The 18617-nt window shown below is 71.1% G+C and carries 19 protein-coding genes; 12 read left to right on the top strand and 7 right to left on the bottom strand.

Translation table 11 applies throughout. The features are described 5' to 3' along the window. Window positions 1-114: 114 nt before the first annotated feature. Window positions 115-1029: a HipA family kinase gene (locus ACZ7M2_RS16360; RefSeq protein ID WP_471595793.1), complete on the top strand. Its 915-nt coding sequence runs from the start codon at window positions 115-117 to the stop codon at window positions 1027-1029. Then, window positions 1026-1301, top strand: coding sequence for an Rdx family protein (locus ACZ7M2_RS16355; RefSeq protein ID WP_054237070.1), 276 nt, complete (start codon window positions 1026-1028; stop codon window positions 1299-1301). The genes ACZ7M2_RS16360 and ACZ7M2_RS16355 overlap by 4 nt, the downstream gene beginning before the upstream one ends. A 13-nt stretch (window positions 1302-1314) precedes the next feature. Here ACZ7M2_RS16355 and aceB read toward each other — a convergent pair whose 3' ends face one another. Both aceB and ACZ7M2_RS16345 read right to left on the bottom strand, forming a co-directional pair. Then, complete coding sequence (gene aceB / locus ACZ7M2_RS16350) at window positions 1315-2949, bottom strand: malate synthase A (RefSeq protein WP_352044544.1); 1635 nt, start codon at window positions 2947-2949, stop codon at window positions 1315-1317. 187 nt (window positions 2950-3136) lie between these two features. Continuing rightward, complete coding sequence (locus ACZ7M2_RS16345) at window positions 3137-3736, bottom strand: nucleotidyltransferase family protein (RefSeq protein WP_471595792.1); 600 nt, start codon at window positions 3734-3736, stop codon at window positions 3137-3139. Between the two features lie 207 nt (window positions 3737-3943). On the opposite strand from ACZ7M2_RS16345, the gene ACZ7M2_RS16340 reads away from it, so the two are divergent. Continuing rightward, window positions 3944-4261 carry a DUF5955 family protein gene (locus tag ACZ7M2_RS16340; protein WP_054237073.1) on the top strand — a complete coding sequence of 106 codons (318 nt, stop codon included), beginning with the start codon at window positions 3944-3946 and terminating at the stop codon, window positions 4259-4261. 58 nt (window positions 4262-4319) lie between these two features. On the opposite strand, the gene yczR is transcribed toward ACZ7M2_RS16340, so the two are convergent. After that, the gene (gene yczR / locus ACZ7M2_RS16335; RefSeq protein WP_471595791.1) at window positions 4320-5795 is read right to left on the bottom strand and encodes a MocR-like transcription factor YczR; all 1476 of its coding nucleotides are present in this window, start codon (window positions 5793-5795) and stop codon (window positions 4320-4322) included. A gap of 106 nt (window positions 5796-5901) precedes the next feature. Here yczR and ACZ7M2_RS16330 point away from each other — a divergent pair, with 106 nt between their 5' ends. Beyond that, on the top strand, window positions 5902-6108 hold the full coding sequence (locus ACZ7M2_RS16330; RefSeq protein ID WP_471595790.1) for a hypothetical protein: 207 nt from the start codon (window positions 5902-5904) through the stop codon (window positions 6106-6108). Next, complete coding sequence (locus tag ACZ7M2_RS16325) at window positions 6108-6608, top strand: universal stress protein (RefSeq protein ID WP_471595789.1); 501 nt, start codon at window positions 6108-6110, stop codon at window positions 6606-6608. Before ACZ7M2_RS16330 ends, ACZ7M2_RS16325 begins: the two co-directional genes overlap by 1 nt. Window positions 6609-6624: 16 nt before the next feature. Here the strand turns inward: ACZ7M2_RS16325 and ACZ7M2_RS16320 are convergent, their stop codons facing one another. Then, complete coding sequence (locus ACZ7M2_RS16320) at window positions 6625-7428, bottom strand: IclR family transcriptional regulator (RefSeq protein ID WP_352044549.1); 804 nt, start codon at window positions 7426-7428, stop codon at window positions 6625-6627. Window positions 7429-7727: 299 nt separating this feature from the next. Here ACZ7M2_RS16320 and allB point away from each other — a divergent pair, with 299 nt between their 5' ends. Together allB and alc are read left to right on the top strand one after the other, a co-directional pair. Then, a complete protein-coding gene (allB, locus tag ACZ7M2_RS16315) occupies window positions 7728-9050 on the top strand; it encodes an allantoinase AllB (RefSeq protein WP_471596034.1) in 1323 nt (440 codons plus the stop codon). 68 nt (window positions 9051-9118) lie between these two features. Next, window positions 9119-10234, top strand: coding sequence for an allantoicase (alc, locus tag ACZ7M2_RS16310; protein ID WP_471595788.1), 1116 nt, complete (start codon window positions 9119-9121; stop codon window positions 10232-10234). A 35-nt stretch (window positions 10235-10269) separates the two neighbouring features. Here alc and ACZ7M2_RS16305 read toward each other — a convergent pair whose 3' ends face one another. After that, a complete protein-coding gene (locus ACZ7M2_RS16305) occupies window positions 10270-11277 on the bottom strand; it encodes a magnesium transporter CorA family protein (RefSeq protein WP_471595787.1) in 1008 nt (335 codons plus the stop codon). A 198-nt stretch (window positions 11278-11475) separates the two neighbouring features. Here ACZ7M2_RS16305 and ACZ7M2_RS16300 point away from each other — a divergent pair, with 198 nt between their 5' ends. Both ACZ7M2_RS16300 and ACZ7M2_RS16295 read left to right on the top strand, forming a co-directional pair. Further along, complete coding sequence (locus ACZ7M2_RS16300) at window positions 11476-11868, top strand: guanyl-specific ribonuclease (protein ID WP_403694105.1); 393 nt, start codon at window positions 11476-11478, stop codon at window positions 11866-11868. Window positions 11869-12072: 204 nt separating this feature from the next. Beyond that, on the top strand, window positions 12073-13335 hold the full coding sequence (locus tag ACZ7M2_RS16295) for a sensor histidine kinase (protein WP_471595786.1): 1263 nt from the start codon (window positions 12073-12075) through the stop codon (window positions 13333-13335). A 228-nt stretch (window positions 13336-13563) separates the two neighbouring features. Here ACZ7M2_RS16295 and ACZ7M2_RS16290 read toward each other — a convergent pair whose 3' ends face one another. Continuing rightward, on the bottom strand, window positions 13564-14592 hold the full coding sequence (locus ACZ7M2_RS16290) for an aldo/keto reductase (protein ID WP_471595785.1): 1029 nt from the start codon (window positions 14590-14592) through the stop codon (window positions 13564-13566). Window positions 14593-14706: 114 nt separating this feature from the next. On the opposite strand from ACZ7M2_RS16290, the gene ACZ7M2_RS16285 reads away from it, so the two are divergent. Next, on the top strand, window positions 14707-15381 hold the full coding sequence (locus tag ACZ7M2_RS16285; RefSeq protein WP_471595784.1) for a response regulator: 675 nt from the start codon (window positions 14707-14709) through the stop codon (window positions 15379-15381). 41 nt (window positions 15382-15422) lie between these two features. Next, on the top strand, window positions 15423-16595 hold the full coding sequence (locus tag ACZ7M2_RS16280; RefSeq protein WP_471595783.1) for a cytochrome P450 family protein: 1173 nt from the start codon (window positions 15423-15425) through the stop codon (window positions 16593-16595). 78 nt (window positions 16596-16673) lie between these two features. On the opposite strand, the gene ACZ7M2_RS16275 is transcribed toward ACZ7M2_RS16280, so the two are convergent. Beyond that, window positions 16674-17684, bottom strand: coding sequence for a Gfo/Idh/MocA family protein (locus tag ACZ7M2_RS16275; protein ID WP_060898450.1), 1011 nt, complete (start codon window positions 17682-17684; stop codon window positions 16674-16676). A gap of 128 nt (window positions 17685-17812) precedes the next feature. Here ACZ7M2_RS16275 and ACZ7M2_RS16270 point away from each other — a divergent pair, with 128 nt between their 5' ends. Further along, entirely contained in the window at window positions 17813-18550 is a 738-nt protein-coding gene (locus ACZ7M2_RS16270; RefSeq protein ID WP_352044860.1) for a GntR family transcriptional regulator, read from the top strand. Window positions 18551-18617 lie beyond the last annotated feature (67 nt).

Genomic DNA, 18617 nt, shown 5'->3' with positions numbered 1-18617 from the left:
GTCGTCCAGGGCATGATCATGATGGAGGCAAGGGGCGCACGTCGATTACCTTGGTTGCATATGTCTGAGGTGGGTCATGGATTGTAAGGTCAAGAAAATGTATGGCCTGAGAAAATGCTGAACGAGGTCACTGCGACTCGCTATATCGCACCCCTGCGGTCCGGTGGCTCCGTGCCTGGAGTCGTCGAGGCCGATGACCTGGGGACGTACGTCGTGAAGTTCACGGGCTCCGCGCAGGGCCGCAAGGCGCTGGTCGCCGAGGTGATCGTCGGTGAACTGGCGCGCGCCCTCGGGCTGCGCTTCCCCGAGCTGGTCCTCGTCCACTTCGACCCGGCCGTCGCCGAGCACGAGCCGCACCAGGAGGTCCAGGACCTGCTGCGCGTCAGCGCAGGGCTCAACCTCGGCATGGACTATCTGCCGGGCGCGAAGGACTTCACCCCGGAGATGGCCGGGACGTTCCCCGTCGACCCGCTGGAGGCGGGCAAGGTGATCTGGCTGGACGCCCTCACGGTCAACGTGGACCGCACGGTGCACAGCTCGAACCTGATGGTCTGGCCGACGTTCGGCATCGCGCCCCCGCGGCTGTGGCTGATCGACCACGGCGCCGCCCTCGTCTTCCACCACCGCTGGGACGCCTCGGCCCCGGAGAAGGCGTACGACTTCCGCCGCCACGCCCTGGGCGGCTACGCCCCGGACACCCGCGCCGCCGACGCGGAACTGGCGCCCAAGGTGACGGAGGAACTGCTGCGCGAGGTCACCGCCGCGGTGCCGGACGCCTGGCTCGCGGAAGAACCCGGTTTCGCGACCCCGGACGAGGCGCGGGAAGCGTACGTCCGCTATCTCCTCGCCCGCGTGAAGGCCTCGGCGGACTGGCTTCCCACGGACTTCCCGAGCCGTGAACAGCTCGCCGCCGAGGACGCGGACCGCGCGACTAAAACCCAGCAGGGCCGCCCGAACTGGCTCAAGCGGGTCCCCGACCTGCACGGCAAACCGGCGGCGGAACAGGATTGGTCGGTGCACCTCGGATGACGGACGTCCAGCGCGTCCAGATCGAATACTGCACCCAGTGCCGCTGGCTGCCCCGCGCGGCCTGGCTGGCCCAGGAGCTGCTCACCACCTTCGAGACGGAACTCACCGAGCTGTCCCTGAAGCCCGGCACCGGCGGCGTGTTCGTCGTCCGCGTGAACGACGAGGTGGTCTGGGACCGGCGCGAGCAGGGCTTCCCGGAGCCGACGGCCGTGAAGAAGCTCGTACGCGACCGAGTGGCCCCGGGAAGGTCCCTGGGCCACTCGGACAAGTGAGCCGCCCGGGAGGTCAGCCCTTGAGCTGCTCGTACGCCGGCAGCGTCAGGAAGTCGGCATAGTTCTCGTCGAGCGCGACCTCCAGGAGCAGGTCGTGGGCCTGCTGCCAGTGGCCGGCCGCGAAGGCCTCCTCGCCGATCTCGGCGCGGATGTTCGCCAGCTCCTCGGCGGCGACCTCGCGGGCCAGCTCCGGGGTGGCCTTCACGGTGTGCCCCGCGTGCTCGAACTCGACGCCCGCGTTGATCCACTGCCAGATCTGCGAGCGGGAGATCTCGGCGGTGGCCGCGTCCTCCATGAGGTTGAAGATGGCGACCGCGCCGAGCCCGCGCAGCCAGGCCTCGATGTAACGGATGCCGACCTGGACGGCGTTGACCAGCCCGTCGTACGTCGGCCTGGCGTCGAGGGAGTCGACGGCGATCAGGTCCCCGGCGGCGACCGACACGTCCTCGCGCAGCCGGTCCTTCTGGTTCGGCTTCTCGCCGAGGACGGCGTCGAAGGAGGCCATCGCGATCGGGACCAGGTCCGGGTGGGCCACCCATGAGCCGTCGAAACCGTCACCCGCCTCGCGGTCCTTGTCGGCCTTGACCTTCTCGAAGGCGACCTTGTTGACCTCTTCGTCGCGCCGGGAGGGGATGAAGGCCGCCATGCCGCCGATCGCGTGCGCGCCGCGCTTGTGACAGGTGCGGACGAGGAGTTCGGTGTAGGCGCGCATGAACGGGGCCGTCATCGTCACCGCGTTGCGGTCCGGCAGCACGAACTTCTGGCCGCCGTCACGGAAGTTCTTGACGATGGAGAAGAGGTAGTCCCAGCGACCCGCGTTCAACCCGGAGGCGTGGTCGCGGAGTTCGTAGAGGATCTCCTCCATCTCGTACGCCGCCGTGATCGTCTCGATCAGGACGGTCGCGCGGACGGTGCCCTGCGGGATGCCGACGTAGTCCTGAGCGAAGACGAAGACGTCGTTCCAGAGGCGGGCCTCCAGGTGCGATTCCGTCTTCGGGAGGTAGAAGTACGGGCCCTTGCCGAGGTCGAGCAGGCGCTGCGCGTTGTGGAAGAAGTACAGGCCGAAGTCGACGAGCGCGCCGGGGACGGGGGTGCCGTCCGCGTCGACGAGGTGACGCTCGTTCAGGTGCCAGCCGCGGGGCCGCATGACGACCGTCGCGAGTTCGTCGTTCGCCTTCAGGGCGTACGACTTCCCGGACTTCGGGTCCGTGAAATCGATGCTGCGGGTGTACGCGCCGATCAGGTTGAGCTGACCGGTGACCACGTTCTCCCAGGTGGGCGCCGAGGCGTCCTCGAAGTCCGCGAGCCAGACCTTCGCGCCCGAGTTGAGGGCGTTGATGGTCATCTTGCGGTCGGTGGGGCCGGTGATCTCGACACGGCGGTCGTTCAGGGCGGCCGGGGCGGGGGCCACCTGCCAGGAGTCGTCCGCGCGGATGGCGGCGGTCTGGGGGAGGAAGTCGAGCGTGGAGGTGCGGGCGATCTCGGCGCGGCGCTCCGCGCGGCGGGCGAGGAGCTCGTCACGCCGGGGCGTGAACAACCGGTGCAGCTCGGCCACGAAGGCGAGGGCCGCGTCGGTGAGGACCTCTTCCTGCCGGGGCAGGGGCTCGGCGTCGACGATGGCCAGCGGGGACGGCGCTGGTGCGGACATGAGCTGTCACTTCCTTCAGCGAGCGTGGCACCGGGTGCCAGACGACCCGGGTAGGGCGATCAGCGCCTGGAGAGCAGCCCGGCGCTTCTGAACAGTGGATATTAGTTTCCTCATAGTGGAAGTTCAATGGTTTGTTGATGTCGAGATTCTCCAGGCCGAGGCACCGTGGCGCTCAGTGCCACGCCGTTCACTCAAGGTGTCCCAGGTCGTCCTCCGTGTCGATGTCGTACGGCTGCGCCACGTCACCGCACTCGACGAGGGTGATCGCGGCCTCGTGCTCCTTCAGATAGGCGCGTGCCCCCCGGTCGCCGGTGGCACTCGCCGCGACACCGGCCCAGTGGGCGGCGCCGAAGAGGACGGGATGGCCGCGCGCGCCGTCGTACGCCGCGGAAACCAGCGAGGTGTCGTCCTGGTAGGCGGCGAGCACCCGGGCGACCGCCCGCGGCCCGATGCCGGGCTGGTCGACCAGCGAGACCAGTGCCGCCCGCGCGCCCGTGCCGGCCAGCGAGCCGAGCCCGGCCCGTAGCGACGAACCCATGCCGTGCTCCCACTCCGGGTTGTCCACGAGCACACACCCGTCGAGCCGCGCCCGCTCCCGTACGGCGTCGGCCCGCGCCCCCAGCACCACGTGGACGCGCGTGCATCCGGCCGCGCGCAGCACCCCCACCGCGTACTCCACGAGGGGGCGCCCCCGGTGTTCGAGCAGCGCCTTGGGCCGCCCGCCGAGCCGTCGCCCCCCGCCCGCCGCGAGGAGCAGCCCGGCCACCTGGTCTTCTGTGTGCGTCATACGCCGTCTTCCCTGTGCGTCATACCTCCTGCATACCTGACCCGGCGCCGGGGGCACGGTTCACGGGGCTGAATTTCGGTCCACGCGGTGGCGCCACCGCATCGGGTGGCGTTTACTGGCCCGCGTCCCCAAGCGCCCGACCATCGCCATGGGGTGTGGGGCAGAGCGGCGAGGGCGTGCGCACAAGGACGTGCGAGGGGGCGAGCTGTGTTGCGGAGCTTGGGACAGAGGCCAGTGACCGGCAGCGACGAGGATCCGAGGGTGGCGGAACTGCGGACCGCCGTCTCCCGGCTGCGCCGTGAACTCGCCACGCATCCGGCCGAGTTCCCCGACCGGGGCATCGCCGAGGACGAGCTCGCCGCGCTCGCGGCGATGGCCCTCAGCGGCATGCCCGAGATACCCCGGCTGCGCCGCTCCCTGCTGCTGATCGCGGGCGCGATCGGCTCGGTCAGCGCGCTGTCGACCGGCCTCGCGGGCGTACGCAGCGCGGTGGAGCTGTTCGGGGAACCGCCCCGGCGCCCTTGAGGGGGCGGGGCGGGGCGGGGGTTCTGCTCCGGCTACGGGTGCGTTTCCGGAGTACCGCTCACGCCACCCAGTGCGGGCGGCCCGCCTCCACTCCGGCCGCGGTGAGCCCGCTGTCCAGGGCGGTCGTGAGCCGGCGTACGGCCTCGTCGAGCACGTCGGACGGCAGGGTGTAGGGGAAACGCAGCCGGTGCTCATGGGTGCCCGGGTCGGCGCCGAAGCGGGAACCGCCCTCGATGCGCAGACCCTGGGCCAGGGCCGCGCGGGCCAGCGACGAGGCGATCGGGCGGCCCAGGTCGATCCACAGCGTCAGTCCACCGGGCGGCAACTGCCAGCGCCAGTCGGGGAGATGACGGGCCAGTGAGTCGGCGAGCGCGTCCCGCTGGGCGCGCAGCCGCGGCAGCCGCTCGCGCAGCACCTCGTCCGTGCGCGCCAGCAGTCCGAGCGCGACCAGCTGGTCCAGGACCGAACCGCCCATGTCCGTGGGCACCCGCGCGGTCGCCAGCTCCGTGATCAGCCGGGATCCCGCCCGCACCCAGCCGAGGCGCAGTCCGCCCCAGTGCGTCTTGCTCAACGACCCCACCGTCACGACCTGTTCGCTCATTCCGCGGGGTGCGAGCGAGGCGAACGGCGCGGCCCCGGGCACATCCAGCGCGATGTCCGTCATCGTCTCGTCGATCACCAGCCAGGTGCCGGTCGCGCGCGCCGACTCCAGTACCGCCAGGCGCTGTTCGAGCGGCATCAGATGACCCGTCGGATTGTGGAAGTCGGGGATCAGATACGCGAGCCGGGGCGCTGCCTGCCGCAGCGCGCAGTCGATCAGTCCCGGGTCCCAGCCCTCCGCGGTGACGGGCACGGGAGTGGTGCGCAGTCCTACGCGGCGCATCGCGTCGAGCGCGTTCGGATACGAGGGGTTCTCGACCAGGATCCGGTCACCGGGCCGCCCGAGCAGCCCGAGCGTGAGCGAGAGGGCCTGCTGCGCGCCGTTCGTGATGAGGATCTGGTCCGGCAGTGTCGGCAGCCCACGCCGGGTGAACCGCTCGGCGACGGCGGCCCTCAACTCCGGGATTCCATAGGGGTGATAGCCGGGCGTCGAGGCCCGCCGGGCCAGCAGGACGCCCGCCTCCGCGAAGGCCGCGGCGAGCTCCGCCTCGGGCGCGCCGGGGGCCGCGATGGCCAGGTCGATCACCCCGTCGTCGGCCGGGAAGGAGGCCACATTGGCCGGGCGGTGGCCGGCGGGCAGCTCCGTCCACGTCCCCGCGCCCCGCCGGCTCCGCGCGAACCCGTCCTCCCGCAACAGGTCGTACGCCGCCGTCACCGTGGCCCTGCTGACCGTGAGCGCGGAGGCCAGCTCGCGCTCGGCGGGCAGCCGGACGTGCAGCGCGATCCGGCCGTCGAGGAGCAGCCTGCGTACACCGTCGGCCAGCGCGCGATACCCCGGGCGGCCGTCGGCGTGGAGCACGGAGGACAGCAGTGCGGCGAGCTGGCGGCTTCCCAGCGTCCTGTCCATTCCGTGGACCACCGGTCCGTTCACCATGCCAACTCCCTTGCATTGGCCCTGTAGGGCAGGCCAATCAGCGTACAGACTTCGGGGACCAGGGGAAATCGTCCCACCATATTGGCCTGGGAAGGGGAGCGGAGCGATGCCGATCGACGCCGGACACGTCCGCGAGAAGGGAAGCGACCACTGCCTCACGGATCGTGGGGAGCGGGAGATGCAGCGGCGCCAGGAGGCGCGGATGCCGGGCGTACCGGTGCGCGAGTGGCTGCGCGGGCTGGTCGCGGGGCGCTTCGCGGCCCGTGCCGCTGGGGGGCTCGGGCTGCCGCGGCCACGCCGAGGCGAGTCCTGATGGCCGCCGCCGGACAGGTCGTCGTCGGCGTCAGCGGCTCGCTCGCCAGCCTCGCCGCGCTGCGGACCGCCGCCCGCGCCGCCCGCGACAGCGGCCGCGTGCTCGTGGCCGTACTCGCGTGGGAGCCGCCCGAGGGCGAGGTCCTCTACATCCGCAGCCCCGACAGCGTCTGGGCCGCCCGCTGCGCCCGCGAGGCCGCTGCCCGGCTCGACCGCGCCTTCGAGGAGGCCTTCGGCGGTACGCCGTCCGGGGTCACCGTCGTCCGCAGGGTGGTTCGGGCCCGTCCCGACCGGGCGCTGTGCCGACTGGCCGCGCACCCGGACGACCTGCTGGTCCTCGGTGCCCGCGCGGGGGCTCGTAGGGCCGCGGTCCGCCGCCAGGTGTCGGCGCACGCCCGCTGCCCGGTCCTGACGGTGCCCGCACCGGCCTTCGCGCGGCGCGAACGCCGTGCCCTGCGCCGGGCCATGGCGCGGGACTTCGCCGACGTCGCCGCCGGGTGAACCGGAGGCGCTCCGGTCAGGCCCCCGGGCCCGAGCTCGCCAGCGCCTCCGACAGCTCCGCCGCGACCTGCTGGAGCACGGGCACGATCTTCTCCGTGGCCACGTCCGTGACCCGGCCCGCGGGACCGGAGATCGAGAGGGCGGCGGCCGTGGGGGAGTCGGGGACCGAGACGGCGAGGCAGCGCACGCCGATCTCCTGCTCGTTGTCGTCCACCGCGTAACCGAGCCGGCGCACCTCCTCCAGCGCGGACAGGAAGCCGTCCGGGGTGGTGATCGTCTTCTCCGTCGCGGCGGGCATGCCGGTACGGGCGAGCAGCGCGCGCACCTCGTCCGCCGGGGTGTTCGCGAGCAGCGCCTTGCCCACGCCGGTGGAGTGCGGCAGCACCCGGCGCCCCACCTCGGTGAACATGCGCATCGAGTGCTTGGAGGGCACCTGGGCCACGTAGACGATCTCGTCCCCGTCGAGCAGCGCCATGTTCGCGGTCTCGCCGGTCTCCTCGACCAGACGGGCGAGATAGGGGCGCGCCCAGGTGCCGAGCAGCCGGGACGCGGACTCGCCCAGGCGGATCAGGCGGGGGCCGAGCGCGTAGCGGCGGTTCGGCTGCTGGCGTACGTAACCGCAGGCCACGAGTGTGCGCATGAGGCGGTGGATGGTGGGCAGTGGCAGCCCGCTGCTCACGGAGAGCTCGCTCAGGCCGACCTCCCCGCCGGCGTCGGCCATGCGCTCGAGCAGGTCGAAGGCGCGCTCGAGGGACTGGACACCACCGCTCGGGGCGGATGACTTGGCGGCGTCGGTGGTGCTGGCGCTGGACGCAGGCACGGCGCGGTCCTTTCACGACTGACAGACAGTGATGCAGCCTACCCGGCCGTTGGTTGACTCCTCGGGGGATGCGTAGCTAAGTTCTGCTCTGTGGAATTCTAATTCCATTTTGTGGAAACATCCAGAGGGGCGCGTTCGGGGGCAGGGTGGAGGGGTGAGCCCTTGACGGCGTGAGGGCTTGAGTGAAGACTCCTTCAACAGAACGTTGAATTCCGTTCCGTGGAAGTCAACCGCGGCAGCGGGAGTCGACAGCGGCAGAGAGAGGGGTCCGGGTGTCCGACGTCGGATGGGTCGAACTGATGCTGCGCTCGACGCGCGTCATCACTCCCGAAGGGACGCGCGCCGCCACGGTCGCGGTCGCCGCGGGCAAGATCACGGCCGTGCTCGCGTACGACGCCGAGGTGCCGCCCGGCGCCCGCCTGGAGGACTTCGGTGACGACGTCCTCCTGCCGGGTCTGGTCGACACCCACGTGCACGTCAACGACCCCGGCCGCGCGGAGTGGGAGGGCTTCTGGACCGCGACGCGCGCCGCCGCGGCCGGCGGCATCACCACCTTGGTCGACATGCCGCTCAACTCCCTCCCGCCGACGACCACGGTCGAGCATCTCCGTACGAAGCAGGACGTCGCCCGCCCCAAGGCGCACATCGACGTCGGCTTCTGGGGCGGTGCCCTCCCCGACAACGTCAAGCACCTGCGCCCGCTGCACGACGCGGGAGTCTTCGGCTTCAAGGCCTTCCTGTCGCCGTCCGGCGTGGACGAGTTCCCCGAGCTGGACCAGGAACAACTGGCCCGGTCCCTGGCCGAGATCGCCGCGTTCGACGGCCTGCTCATCGTGCACGCGGAGGACCCGCACCACCTCGCCGCCGCACCTCAGCAGGGCGGCCGGAAGTACGCCGACTTCCTGGCCTCGCGCCCGCGCGACGCCGAGGACACCGCCATCGGCAACCTCATCGCGCAGGCCGAACGCCTCGACGCGCGTGTGCACGTGCTGCACCTGTCGTCCTCCGACGCGCTGCCCCTGATCGCCGACGCCAAGCGTGCGGGCGTGCGGATCACGGTGGAGACCTGCCCCCACTACCTGACCCTGACGGCGGAGGAAGTCCCGGACGGGGCGAGCGAGTTCAAGTGCTGCCCGCCCATCCGTGAGGCCGCCAACCAGGACCTGCTGTGGCAGGCGCTGGCCGACGGCACGATCGACTGCGTCGTCACCGACCACTCGCCGTCCACGGCCGACCTGAAGACGGACGACTTCGCGACCGCCTGGGGCGGCATCTCCGGGCTCCAGCTGAGCCTGTCGGCGGTCTGGACGGAGGCACGCAAGCGCGGTCACAGCCTGGAGGACGTGGTCCGCTGGATGTCCACGCGCACCGCTCAACTGGTCGGCCTCGACTCCCGCAAGGGCGCCATCGTGGTTGGCCATGACGCCGACTTCGCCGTCCTCGCCCCCGACGAGACCTTCACCGTGGATCCCGCCGCGCTGCAGCACCGCAACCGGGTCACGGCCTACGCCGGCCGATCGCTCAGCGGGGTCGTGAAGTCCACCTGGCTGCGCGGCGAGCGCATCGTGGCCGACGGCGAGTTCGGCGCCCCCGGTGGTGAACTCCTGACGCGCACCCCGTAGTCCTCGAACGCACCCGCACCCGCACCCGCCCCCGTAGAGGCCGACCTCGAAAGGCAGACCTGATCAACGTGACGGCGATTCCTCACTTCACCGGCGACGCGAACCCCTACGGAGGCGGCGACCCGTACGCGGACCACCGCACCGCCGACTTCCCCTTCACCCAGTACGCCAACCTCGCCGACCGGCAGCTCGGCGCCGGGGTCATCGCCGCCAACGACGAGTTCTTCGCCCAGCGCGAGAACCTCCTGCTGCCGGGGCGCGCCGAGTTCGATCCCGAGCACTTCGGGCACAAGGGCAAGGTCATGGACGGCTGGGAGACGCGACGGCGCCGCGGCGCCTCGGCCGAGCACCCGTGGCCGACGGCCGAGGACCACGACTGGGCGCTCGTCCGGCTCGGCGCACCCGGTGTCGTACGCGGGGTGGTGGTCGACACGGCCCACTTCCGCGGCAACTACCCCCAGGCGGTGTCGGTCGAGGGCGCCTCGGTGCCCGGCTCCCCGTCACCGGAGGAACTCCTCGCGGACGACGTGAAGTGGACGACGCTCGTACCGCGCACGGCGGTCGGCGGCCACGCCGCCAACGGCTTCGCCGTCGCCGTCGAGCAGCGCTTCACCCACCTCCGCGTCAACCAGCACCCCGACGGCGGCATCGCCCGACTGCGTGTCCACGGCGAGGTCGTGGCCGACCCGGAGTGGCTCTCCGCGCTCGGCACCTTCGACGTTCTCGCCCTGGAGAACGGCGGCCGGGTCGAGGACGCCTCCAACCTCTTCTACTCGCCCGCCACGAACACCATCCAGCCGGGACGCTCCCGCAAGATGGACGACGGCTGGGAGACCCGCCGCCGCCGCGACCAGGGCAACGACTGGATCCGCTACCAGTTGGTCGCCCAGTCCGAGATCCGCGCCCTGGAGATCGACACGGCGTACTTGAAGGGCAACAGCGCCGGCTGGGCGTCGGTGTCGGTGAAGGACGGCGACGACGGCGACTGGACGGAGATCCTCCCCCGTACCCGCCTCCAGCCCGACACCAACCACCGCTTCGTCCTCGCCGCGCCCGTGACCGGGACGCACGCGCGTGTGGACATCTTCCCCGACGGAGGCATCTCCCGCCTGCGTCTGTTCGGCTCCCTCACGCAGGAGGGCGCCACGGCCCTGACGGCCAGGTACCAGGAGCTCGGCGGCTGAGGCCGCGCTGCCGCGCGGGGCCCGGCGGGCCGCGATCAGGGCTGGTCGTCGGCGGCGTCGCGAGCGCGGCCGTCGCGCAGTTGCCGCCAGTGCGTGCGGTACAGCACGTAGTACAGGGCGACGACCACGGCACCCACCTGCAGCGCCACGCCGAACTCCAGGAAGGAGTCCTCGCTCGTCAGCCGGTTGGTGAGGTAGGCGAAGTTCATGCCGAAGAAGCCGGTCAGGAACGACAGCGGCAAGAAGACCATCGAGACGATGGTGAGTCTGTTGATCACGACGTTCTGCTGATCGGCGACGAGTGACGCGTAGCTGGTCGCGGCCCGCCGGGCCGCGTCCCGCAGCGCCTCGATCTCCACGAGGACCAGCTGCACGGTGTGCTCGTGCAGCCGGTTCATCGCCTGCCGCTCCTCCGTGAGATGGTGATCCGCCATCCTGCGGCGCACCAGGATCTCCTGGGCGACCGCGGCGTACGGCAGGAACGCGCGATGCAGATGGGCCGCGCGCCGTCGCAGCTGGGCCAGCCGTTGGACATGCTCCGGTTGCCGCCGCTCGAACATCGCCTCCTCCAGGTCCTCGACCTCCAGATGGGCCTGCGTGACGGCCCGGCGAAAGGTCTCCAGGACCCCTTGCAGAAACAGGAACAGCGTCGTCATCACGTCGGGGGGCGGGTCCTGCGGCAACCGGTCGATGAAGGCCTCGATCAGTTCGACGGGCCCGTGATGCACCGTGATGAAGCGGCGGTCGTCGGCGAGGACATGGATGTGGGTGACCTCGTCTCCGCAGACCACCGGAACGACGCCGATGGCGGTGCCGCCGCGGTACTCGGCCCGGACGTGCGCGTCCGCTCTGCCGAGCCACTCCCCGGCCGCGTCGTCCAGCCCGAGCCGGCGGGAGAGGGGCTCGTCGGCGGGCGGTCGTTCGTCTTCCAGGTCGATGTCCACGATCACGAAGCCGGAGGTCACCGCGAGGTGCTCCCGGGCCTGTGCCAGACCCGTGCGAACGACGACGCCCTCCGGCATCGACACCACCGAAACGATCATCGCCCCTCACCGTGGATGGCGTCGTGTGCGCACCGCACCGTCCCCCGGCACACTACCGCCGCAGGCCCCGTGAGCAGCTGACCGCGCTCGGCGTCGTGTCGGGCTTCGTTAACTCCCGGAAAATTCATAGGACTTGACGGGAGAAATCCTCTGCCTTGACATTGACATGCCAGGGTCTACGCGCGTCATCCTAGAGTCATGAGATTCCCCCCACGAATCACTCGTATCGGCGCCCTGGTCGCCTTCATGTCCGCGCTGCTCATCGGCGGCACCACCGTGGTCCCCGCCAACGCGGCGGCCACCGCCGTGGGCAGCATCTGCTACAGCAGGCTGCCGTCGCAGGCGTACGACACGCTGGACCTGATCGCGTCCGGCGGTCCCTTCCCGTACTCGCAGGACGGGGTCGTCTTCCAGAACCGGGAGGGTGTCCTGCCCTCCCAGTCCACCGGGTACTACCACGAGTACACCGTCATCACGCCGGGCTCCTCGACGCGTGGCGCCAAGCGCATCGTGACCGGCAAGAAGACGCAGGAGGACTACTACACCTCGGACCACTACGTCACGTTCAAGCTGATCAACTTCGGCTGCTGAGCCGAGGGTTGCGCGTACAACCGGTTTGACCGCTTCATCTGGTTCGACTGTTCTGGCCGCTCTGCGGAAGATCCTCGCCCCGCGGTTCCCCCCACGTTCATGGGCCGCGGGGCGAGGTACGTCCGGACGAAAGTATGTGGCGCCGCTACTTTGGTCGACGATCGCCCCCGCGGGGGAGGTGCCCGCGCGGCGGGCCTCGTAGATTTGTCGACCGTGAGTGGTGACAATCCGGTGCCGACGGCACCCGTTCTGCCCGGGCGGCGCTGGCTGCTGCCGTCGGCCGTGGTCGCGGAGCTCGACCCCGAGTGGACGGGGCAGGGCCGACGGCCCCGGCGTACCGCGCGTGACTGGGTGGTCGACTTCGGCTGCTTCGTGCTGGCCGTCGTCATCGGGGCGATGGCCGCGCACACGCTGACCCGCGACCCGGACACCCCGCACGCCCTCGCCGTCGTCGACCAGTGGATCGGCGGACTCGCCTGCCTCGCCGTGTGGTCGCGCCGTCGGTGGCCGCTGGGGCTGGCCGTGGCGATGATCCCCGTCGGAGTGCTCTCGAACACCGCGGGTGGCGCAGGCCTGGTCGCCCTCTTCACGCTCGCCGTGCACCGGCCCCTCAAGTACGTGGGCTGGGTCGCCGGTCTCCAGTTCGCCCTGCTTCCGGTCTACTTCTGGCTGCGCCCCGATCCCGATCTTTCCTACGCCGCCGCCATCGCCGTCACCGCGCTGCTGACCCTGTCGGTCGTCGGCTGGGGCATGTTCGTGCGGTCCAAGCGGCAGCTCATGCTGAGTCTGCGGGACCGGGCACGGCGGGCCGAGACGGAGGCCGCGCTGCGGGCCGAGCAGGCGCAGCGGCTGGCGCGCGAGGCGATCGCGCGCGAGATGCACGATGTGCTCGCGCACCGGCTGACGCTGTTGAGCGTGCACGCGGGGGCATTGGAGTTCCGTCCGGACGCGCCTCGCGAGGAGGTCGCGCGGGCCGCCGGGGTGATCCGGGAGAGTGCGCACGAGGCCCTTCAGGATCTGCGGGAGATCATCGGGGTGCTGCGGGCGGGTGACTCCGACGACGCGGGGCGGCCGCAGCCGACGCTCGGCGCGTTGGACGCGCTGGTCTGCGAGTCACGTGAGGCGGGGATGAAGGTGGCCCTCGATCTGCGGGTCGCCGATGCCGCGGCGGTGCCCGCCTCTGTCGGGCGGACCGTGTATCGCATCGCCCAGGAAGGGCTGACGAACGCTCGCAAGCACGCTCCGGGGGCCGAGGTCACGGTGGGCGTCTCGGGGACCCCGGGCGACGGTGTGAGTGTGTCCGTGCGCAACCCCGCTCCTCCGGGGGAGGTGCCGCATGTGCCGGGTTCCGGGCAGGGGCTGATCGGGCTGACCGAGCGGGCCACTCTGGCCGGGGGGCGTCTGGAGCACGGGTCCGACGGGGGTGGGGGCTTCTTGGTGCGGGCGTGGCTGCCGTGGGGTGGGTGAGCGTGGGGTGCGGCTGTGGCTGCGGGTGCGGCTGCGGGTGCGTGCGGGGGTGAGCGTGTGGCGTGCCTGCGGGTGCGGGGTGGGGCGGGGCCGTGGCGGTACGTCGAGCCCGTCGCCGCTGGATCAGACGTGGGCCGGGCAAGGGAGCCGCTGCTCGATCCGGACGTAGGCGACGGGCTTGCGACGTACCGCCGCGGCCCCTCGCGTCGCATGTCGGCTGCGGGTGTGTCAGGGCTTGCGGGGGATTACTCGGTGGCCCGCGGTGCCGTATACCCAGCTTGCTGTTTCGTTGATGAAGTCCGTCGGGAAGCCGGTGCGGAAGGCCGTGGCCTCCTCCAGGTTCGTCAGTATGTGGTCGGGGAGGGTGAGTTGGGCCGCGCCCAGGTTGTCGGTGAGCTGGGTGACGTGGCGGGCGCCGATGACGGGGTGGACGGTGGGGGAGTGGGCCATGGTCCAGGCGATGGCCACCTGGGCGGGGGAGGCGCCGAGCTCGTCGGCCGCCGACTGGACCGCTTCGGCCACCGTCCGTTCGAGTTCCCCGATCGCCTCGGGGGAGAGGCGGGTCGCCGTGCCGGGGGCCACGCCGCCCGGACGTGTGTACTTGCCCGACAGGATGCCGTTGTGCAGCGGGCTCCACGCGGCCACCGACATGCCGAGGGTCTCCGCCATGGGGAGGAGCTCGCGCTCCGCGTCGCGGCTGAGCAGGCTGTAGGGCACCTGGAGTGCGGCGAAGGGGGACCAACCCCGCCACTCGGCAAGGGTGTTGGCCCGCGAGACCACCCAGGCGGGCGCGTCCGAGATTCCCACGTACAGGACCTTGCCGGACCGTACGGCGTCGTCCAGGGCGCGCATGGTCTCCTCGACCGGTGTGTTCCGGTCCCAGATGTGCACCCAGTAGACGTCGATGTAGTCCGTGTCGAGGCGCCGCAGGCTCGTCTCCAGGGAGAGGGCCAGGTTCTTGCGGTGGTTCCCGGCGGCGTTCGGGTCGGTGCCGTCACGGGAGACGGTGTACTTGGTGGAGAGGACGAAACGGTCGCGTCGGCCTCTGAGTAACTCCCCCACGATCTCCTCGCTGGCGCCGCCGCGGTAGTTGACGGCCGTGTCCACCACGTTGCCGCCCGCCTCCGCGTACGTGTCGAGGATCCGCGCGCACTCCTCCTTCGGCGCTCCCACCCCGCCCTGCTCCCCGAACGTCATGGCACCGAGGAACAGCTCCGAGACGCGCAGGCCGGTCCTGCCCAAGAGCCGATAGCGCACTGAACTCCTCACTCCCGGGAGAGACCCCGTCGAGACTGTCGTGGCGGCCGACGGTAGTCGTTCGCCGCGGTCGAGGCGTGGGTAATGCCCCGGCGGGCACCTACGGTAGGCACCATGAACGCGATCCGGCTGCTTCTCGTCGACGACGATCCGCTGGTCAGGGCCGGCCTGTCCTTCATGATGGGCGGCGCCGACGACATCGAGATCGTCGGCGAGGCCGCGGACGGCGGCGAGGTCGAGGCGCTCGTCGACCGCACCCGCCCGGACGTCGTCCTGATGGACATCCGGATGCCGGTGATCGACGGACTCACGGCCACCGAACGGCTGCGGGGACGCGAGGACGCGCCGCAGGTCGTGGTCCTCACCACGTTTCACGCCGACGACCAGGTGCTGCGGGCGCTGCGCGCGGGTGCCGCCGGGTTCGTCCTCAAGGACACGCCGCCTGTGCAGATCCTCGACGCGGTACGCCGGGTCGCGGCCGGTGATCCCGTGCTCTCGCCCGCCGTCACCCGCCAGTTGATGGAGCACGCGGCCGGTGGGGCGCCGGGCGGGCGGCGTACCGGCGCCCGGGACCGGATCGGCGCGCTCAACGACCGTGAACGCGAGGTCGCCGTGGCTGTCGGCCGGGGCTCCTCCAACGCCGAGATCGCCGCCGTGCTGTACATGAGCGTCGCCACCGTCAAGACCCATGTCTCACGCATCCTCGCCAAGCTCGGCCTCAACAACCGTGTGCAGATCGCCCTGTTGACGTACGACGCGGGGCTTCTGGAGGGAGAGGACGGGCACTGAGCGTGGCGCCCGCACGTTGGAAGGGCAACGGGAGGGCGACCATGATCGATCTGGGGGAGTACGGAGCGGGATTCACGAGGGACCCGTATCCGGTGTACGCGGCGCTGCGCGAGCGCGGCCCCGTCCACTGGGTGCGGACACCGCAGCCGGGCGCGTACGAGGGCTGGCTCGTCGTGGGGTACGAGGAGGCGCGGGCCGCTCTCGCCGACCCGAGGCTTTCCAAGGACACGAGGAGAGGCGGGTGGAGTTCACTCGAAGAAGAGCTGATGGGCCGGTATGTGCTGATCGCCGACCCGCCGGAGCACACCCGGCTGCGCTCCCTCGTCACGGGCGCGTTCACCATGCGGCGGGTGGAGGCGCTGCGTCCGCGCGTCCAGCAGATCACCGACGAACTGCTGGACGAGATGCTGCCGAAGGGGGGTGCCGACCTCGTCGACTCGTTCGCCTACCCGCTGCCGATCACCGTCATCTGCGAGCTGCTGGGTGTGCCGGACATCGACCGGGTGGCGTTCCGCGCGATGTCGAACGAGATCGTGACGCCGACCGACGGGGATTCCGAGCTGGCGGCCGTCCGGCAGCTGGCCGCCTATCTCGATGAGCTCATCGAGGACAAGCGGTGCACGGCACCCGGCGACGACCTGCTCAGCGACCTCATCCGCACCCGGGCCGAGGACGGCGACCGGCTCTCCCGGGACGAGTTGCGCGGGATGGCGTTCATCCTCCTGGTCGCGGGCCACGAGACCACGGTCAACTTGATCACGAACGGTGTGCACGCCCTGCTCACCCACCCCGGCCAGCTCGCCGCGCTGCGGGCCGACATGACGCTCCTCGACGGCGCGGTGGAGGAGGTGCTGCGCTTCGAGGGACCGGTCGAGACGGCGACGTACCGCTATGCGGCGGAGCCATTGGAGATCGGTGGCAGGGCCATCGCGGCGGGTGACCCGGTGATGATCGGGCTCGACGCCGCGAACCGTGACGCGGCGCGCTGCCCGGATCCGGGCCGCTTCGACATCCACCGCGCCCCGCAGGGCCATCTCTCCTTCGGGCACGGCATCCACTACTGCCTGGGTGCGCCGCTGGCCCGTCTCGAAGCCCGGGTCGCGCTGCGCTCCCTGCTGGAGAGATGCCCGGATCTCGCACTGGACGGGCCCCCTGGTGACTGGCTCTCGGGCATGCTGATGCGCGGTCTGCGCAGTCTGCCCGTGCGCTGGTGAGTGGTGGTGCGTGGGGGTGAGTGAAGGGGTGACGGTGGTGCGGCGGACTCGGGTGGGGAGCGGCACCGACGTGTCCGCTCAGTCCCGTCTGCCGGGGATCTCCGCCAGATACACCGGGCGTCTCTCCAGCCGCGACAGCTCGCAGGCCTCGGCGATGCGCAGTGCGTGCAGAGCCTCCTGCCCGTCGCAGGGGTTGGCGCGTTCGCCGCGCACGACGTCGACGAAGGCGGCGAGCTCGGCCTCGTAGGCAGGGCCGAAGCGCTCCAGGAAACCGGTCCACGGCTTGTCGGCGGCCGGCGGTCCGGCCGGTTCGGTGGAGGCGATCGGCGTACGGTCGTCCAGGCCGACGCCGATCTGGTCCAGCTCGCCGGCCAGCTCCATGCGCACGTCGTAGCCCGCGCCGTTCAGCCGGGTCGCGGTCGCCGTGGCGAGCGTGCCGTCGTCCAGGGTGAGGACGGCGGCGGCCGTGTCGATGTCATGCGCCTCACGGAACATCGAGGGCCCGGCGTCGGAGCCCATCGCGTACACCTCGACGACCTCGCGGCCGGTGATCCAGCGCAGCATGTCGAAGTCATGCACGAGGCAGTCGCGGTACATGCCACCGGAGATCGGGAGGTACGCGGCGGGGGGAGGCGACTGGTCGGAGGTCATCGCGCGGATCGTGTGCAGCCGTCCGAGCCGCCCCGAGCGCACCGCCTCGCGCGCGGTCGCGTAGCCCGTGTCGAAGCGGCGCTGGAAGCCCAGCTGGAGGACCGTGCCGGCCGCGTCGACCTCGGCGAGCGCGGACAGCGTGCCCGGCAGGTCGACGGCGATGGGCTTCTCGCAGAACACCGGGAGCCCCATGCGCGCTGCCCTACCGATCAGTTCGCCGTGCGCCGAGGTGGCCGCCGTGATCACCACGGCGTCCACACCCCAGGTGAAGATCTCGTCCACGCTGGGCGCCGCCGTGGCGCCCAACCGGTCCGCGACCGCATGTGCCCTCACCGAGTCCGCGTCCGTGACGATGAGGGAGCCGACCTCGCGATGGCGGTTGAGAACGGTCGCGTGAAATGTACCGATACGACCCGTTCCGATCAGTCCGATGCGCATGGGAACAAAGTGAGGGCGCACCAGGCACGCTGTCAATGCTTTGTCCGGACAATCGAACTACACAACTTCCCGTCAACATCTCCCGGAGCTACGCTCGGCCCGTGCCGAAACCAGATGAGGAACCGACCGTGTCGCTTCAGCTCAGCGTCGACCGCAGCAGTCCGGTCCCGCTGTACTTCCAGCTGTCCCAACAGCTGGAGGCGGCGATCGAGCACGGGACCCTGACCCCGGGCAGCCTTCTCGGCAACGAGATCGAGCTCGCGGGGCGGCTCGGGCTGTCCCGTCCCACGGTCCGCCAGGCCATCCAGTCCCTCGTCGACAAGGGTCTGCTGGTGCGCCGCCGCGGTGTCGGCACCCAGGTCGTGCACAGCCAGGTCAAGCGGCCCCTGGAGCTCAGCAGTCTGTACGACGACCTGGAGGCGGCCGGGCAGCGTCCCGCGACCCGGGTGCTCGTCAACACCGTCGTACCGGCGTCCGCCGAGGTCGCGGCCGCTCTGGGTGTGGCCGAGGGCAGCGACGTGCACCGGGTGGAGCGGCTGCGGCTCGCCCACGGGGAGCCGATGGCGTACCTCTGCAACTATCTGCCCCCGGAGCTGCTGGAGCTGGACAGCGAGCAGATGGAGGCCACCGGTCTGTACCGGCTGATGCGGGCCGCGGGCATCACACTGCACAGCGCCCGCCAGTCCGTCGGCGCCCGCGCGGCCACCGCGGAGGAGGGGGAGCGGCTCGGCGAGCCCGCGGGGGCACCGCTGCTCACCATGCAGCGCACCACCTTCGACGACACCGGACGCGCGGTGGAGTTCGGCAGCCACATGTACCGCGCCTCGCGCTACTCCTTCGAATTCCAGCTCCTCGTACGGCCGTGAAGCGGTCGTGAAGGGGTGGTGAATCGGCTTCGGCGAGGCCGAATTTGAATCGTAAGAATGTTCTAAA

The sequence above is a fragment of the Streptomyces sp. NPDC111507 genome, from assembly GCF_055638955.1.
Note: the sequence above shows the minus strand (reverse complement) of the source record. Positions and strands in the feature narration are given on the sequence as shown.

What these genes read in the sequence shown, in the direction of transcription:
- ACZ7M2_RS16360 (WP_471595793.1), top strand. Translation starts at nt 115, where the DNA reads ATGCTGAACGAGGTCACTGCGACTCGCTATATCGCACCCCTGCGGTCC.
- ACZ7M2_RS16355 (WP_054237070.1), top strand. Translation starts at nt 1,026, where the DNA reads ATGACGGACGTCCAGCGCGTCCAGATCGAATACTGCACCCAGTGCCGC.
- aceB (WP_352044544.1), bottom strand. Translation starts at nt 2,949, where the DNA reads ATGTCCGCACCAGCGCCGTCCCCGCTGGCCATCGTCGACGCCGAGCCC.
- ACZ7M2_RS16345 (WP_471595792.1), bottom strand. Translation starts at nt 3,736, where the DNA reads ATGACGCACACAGAAGACCAGGTGGCCGGGCTGCTCCTCGCGGCGGGC.
- yczR (WP_471595791.1), bottom strand. Translation starts at nt 5,795, where the DNA reads ATGGTGAACGGACCGGTGGTCCACGGAATGGACAGGACGCTGGGAAGC.
- ACZ7M2_RS16330 (WP_471595790.1), top strand. Translation starts at nt 5,902, where the DNA reads ATGCCGATCGACGCCGGACACGTCCGCGAGAAGGGAAGCGACCACTGC.
- ACZ7M2_RS16325 (WP_471595789.1), top strand. Translation starts at nt 6,108, where the DNA reads ATGGCCGCCGCCGGACAGGTCGTCGTCGGCGTCAGCGGCTCGCTCGCC.
- allB (WP_471596034.1), top strand. Translation starts at nt 7,728, where the DNA reads ATGCTGCGCTCGACGCGCGTCATCACTCCCGAAGGGACGCGCGCCGCC.
- ACZ7M2_RS16305 (WP_471595787.1), bottom strand. Translation starts at nt 11,277, where the DNA reads ATGATCGTTTCGGTGGTGTCGATGCCGGAGGGCGTCGTCGTTCGCACG.
- ACZ7M2_RS16300 (WP_403694105.1), top strand. Translation starts at nt 11,476, where the DNA reads ATGAGATTCCCCCCACGAATCACTCGTATCGGCGCCCTGGTCGCCTTC.
- ACZ7M2_RS16285 (WP_471595784.1), top strand. Translation starts at nt 14,707, where the DNA reads ATGAACGCGATCCGGCTGCTTCTCGTCGACGACGATCCGCTGGTCAGG.
- ACZ7M2_RS16280 (WP_471595783.1), top strand. Translation starts at nt 15,423, where the DNA reads ATGATCGATCTGGGGGAGTACGGAGCGGGATTCACGAGGGACCCGTAT.
- ACZ7M2_RS16275 (WP_060898450.1), bottom strand. Translation starts at nt 17,684, where the DNA reads ATGCGCATCGGACTGATCGGAACGGGTCGTATCGGTACATTTCACGCG.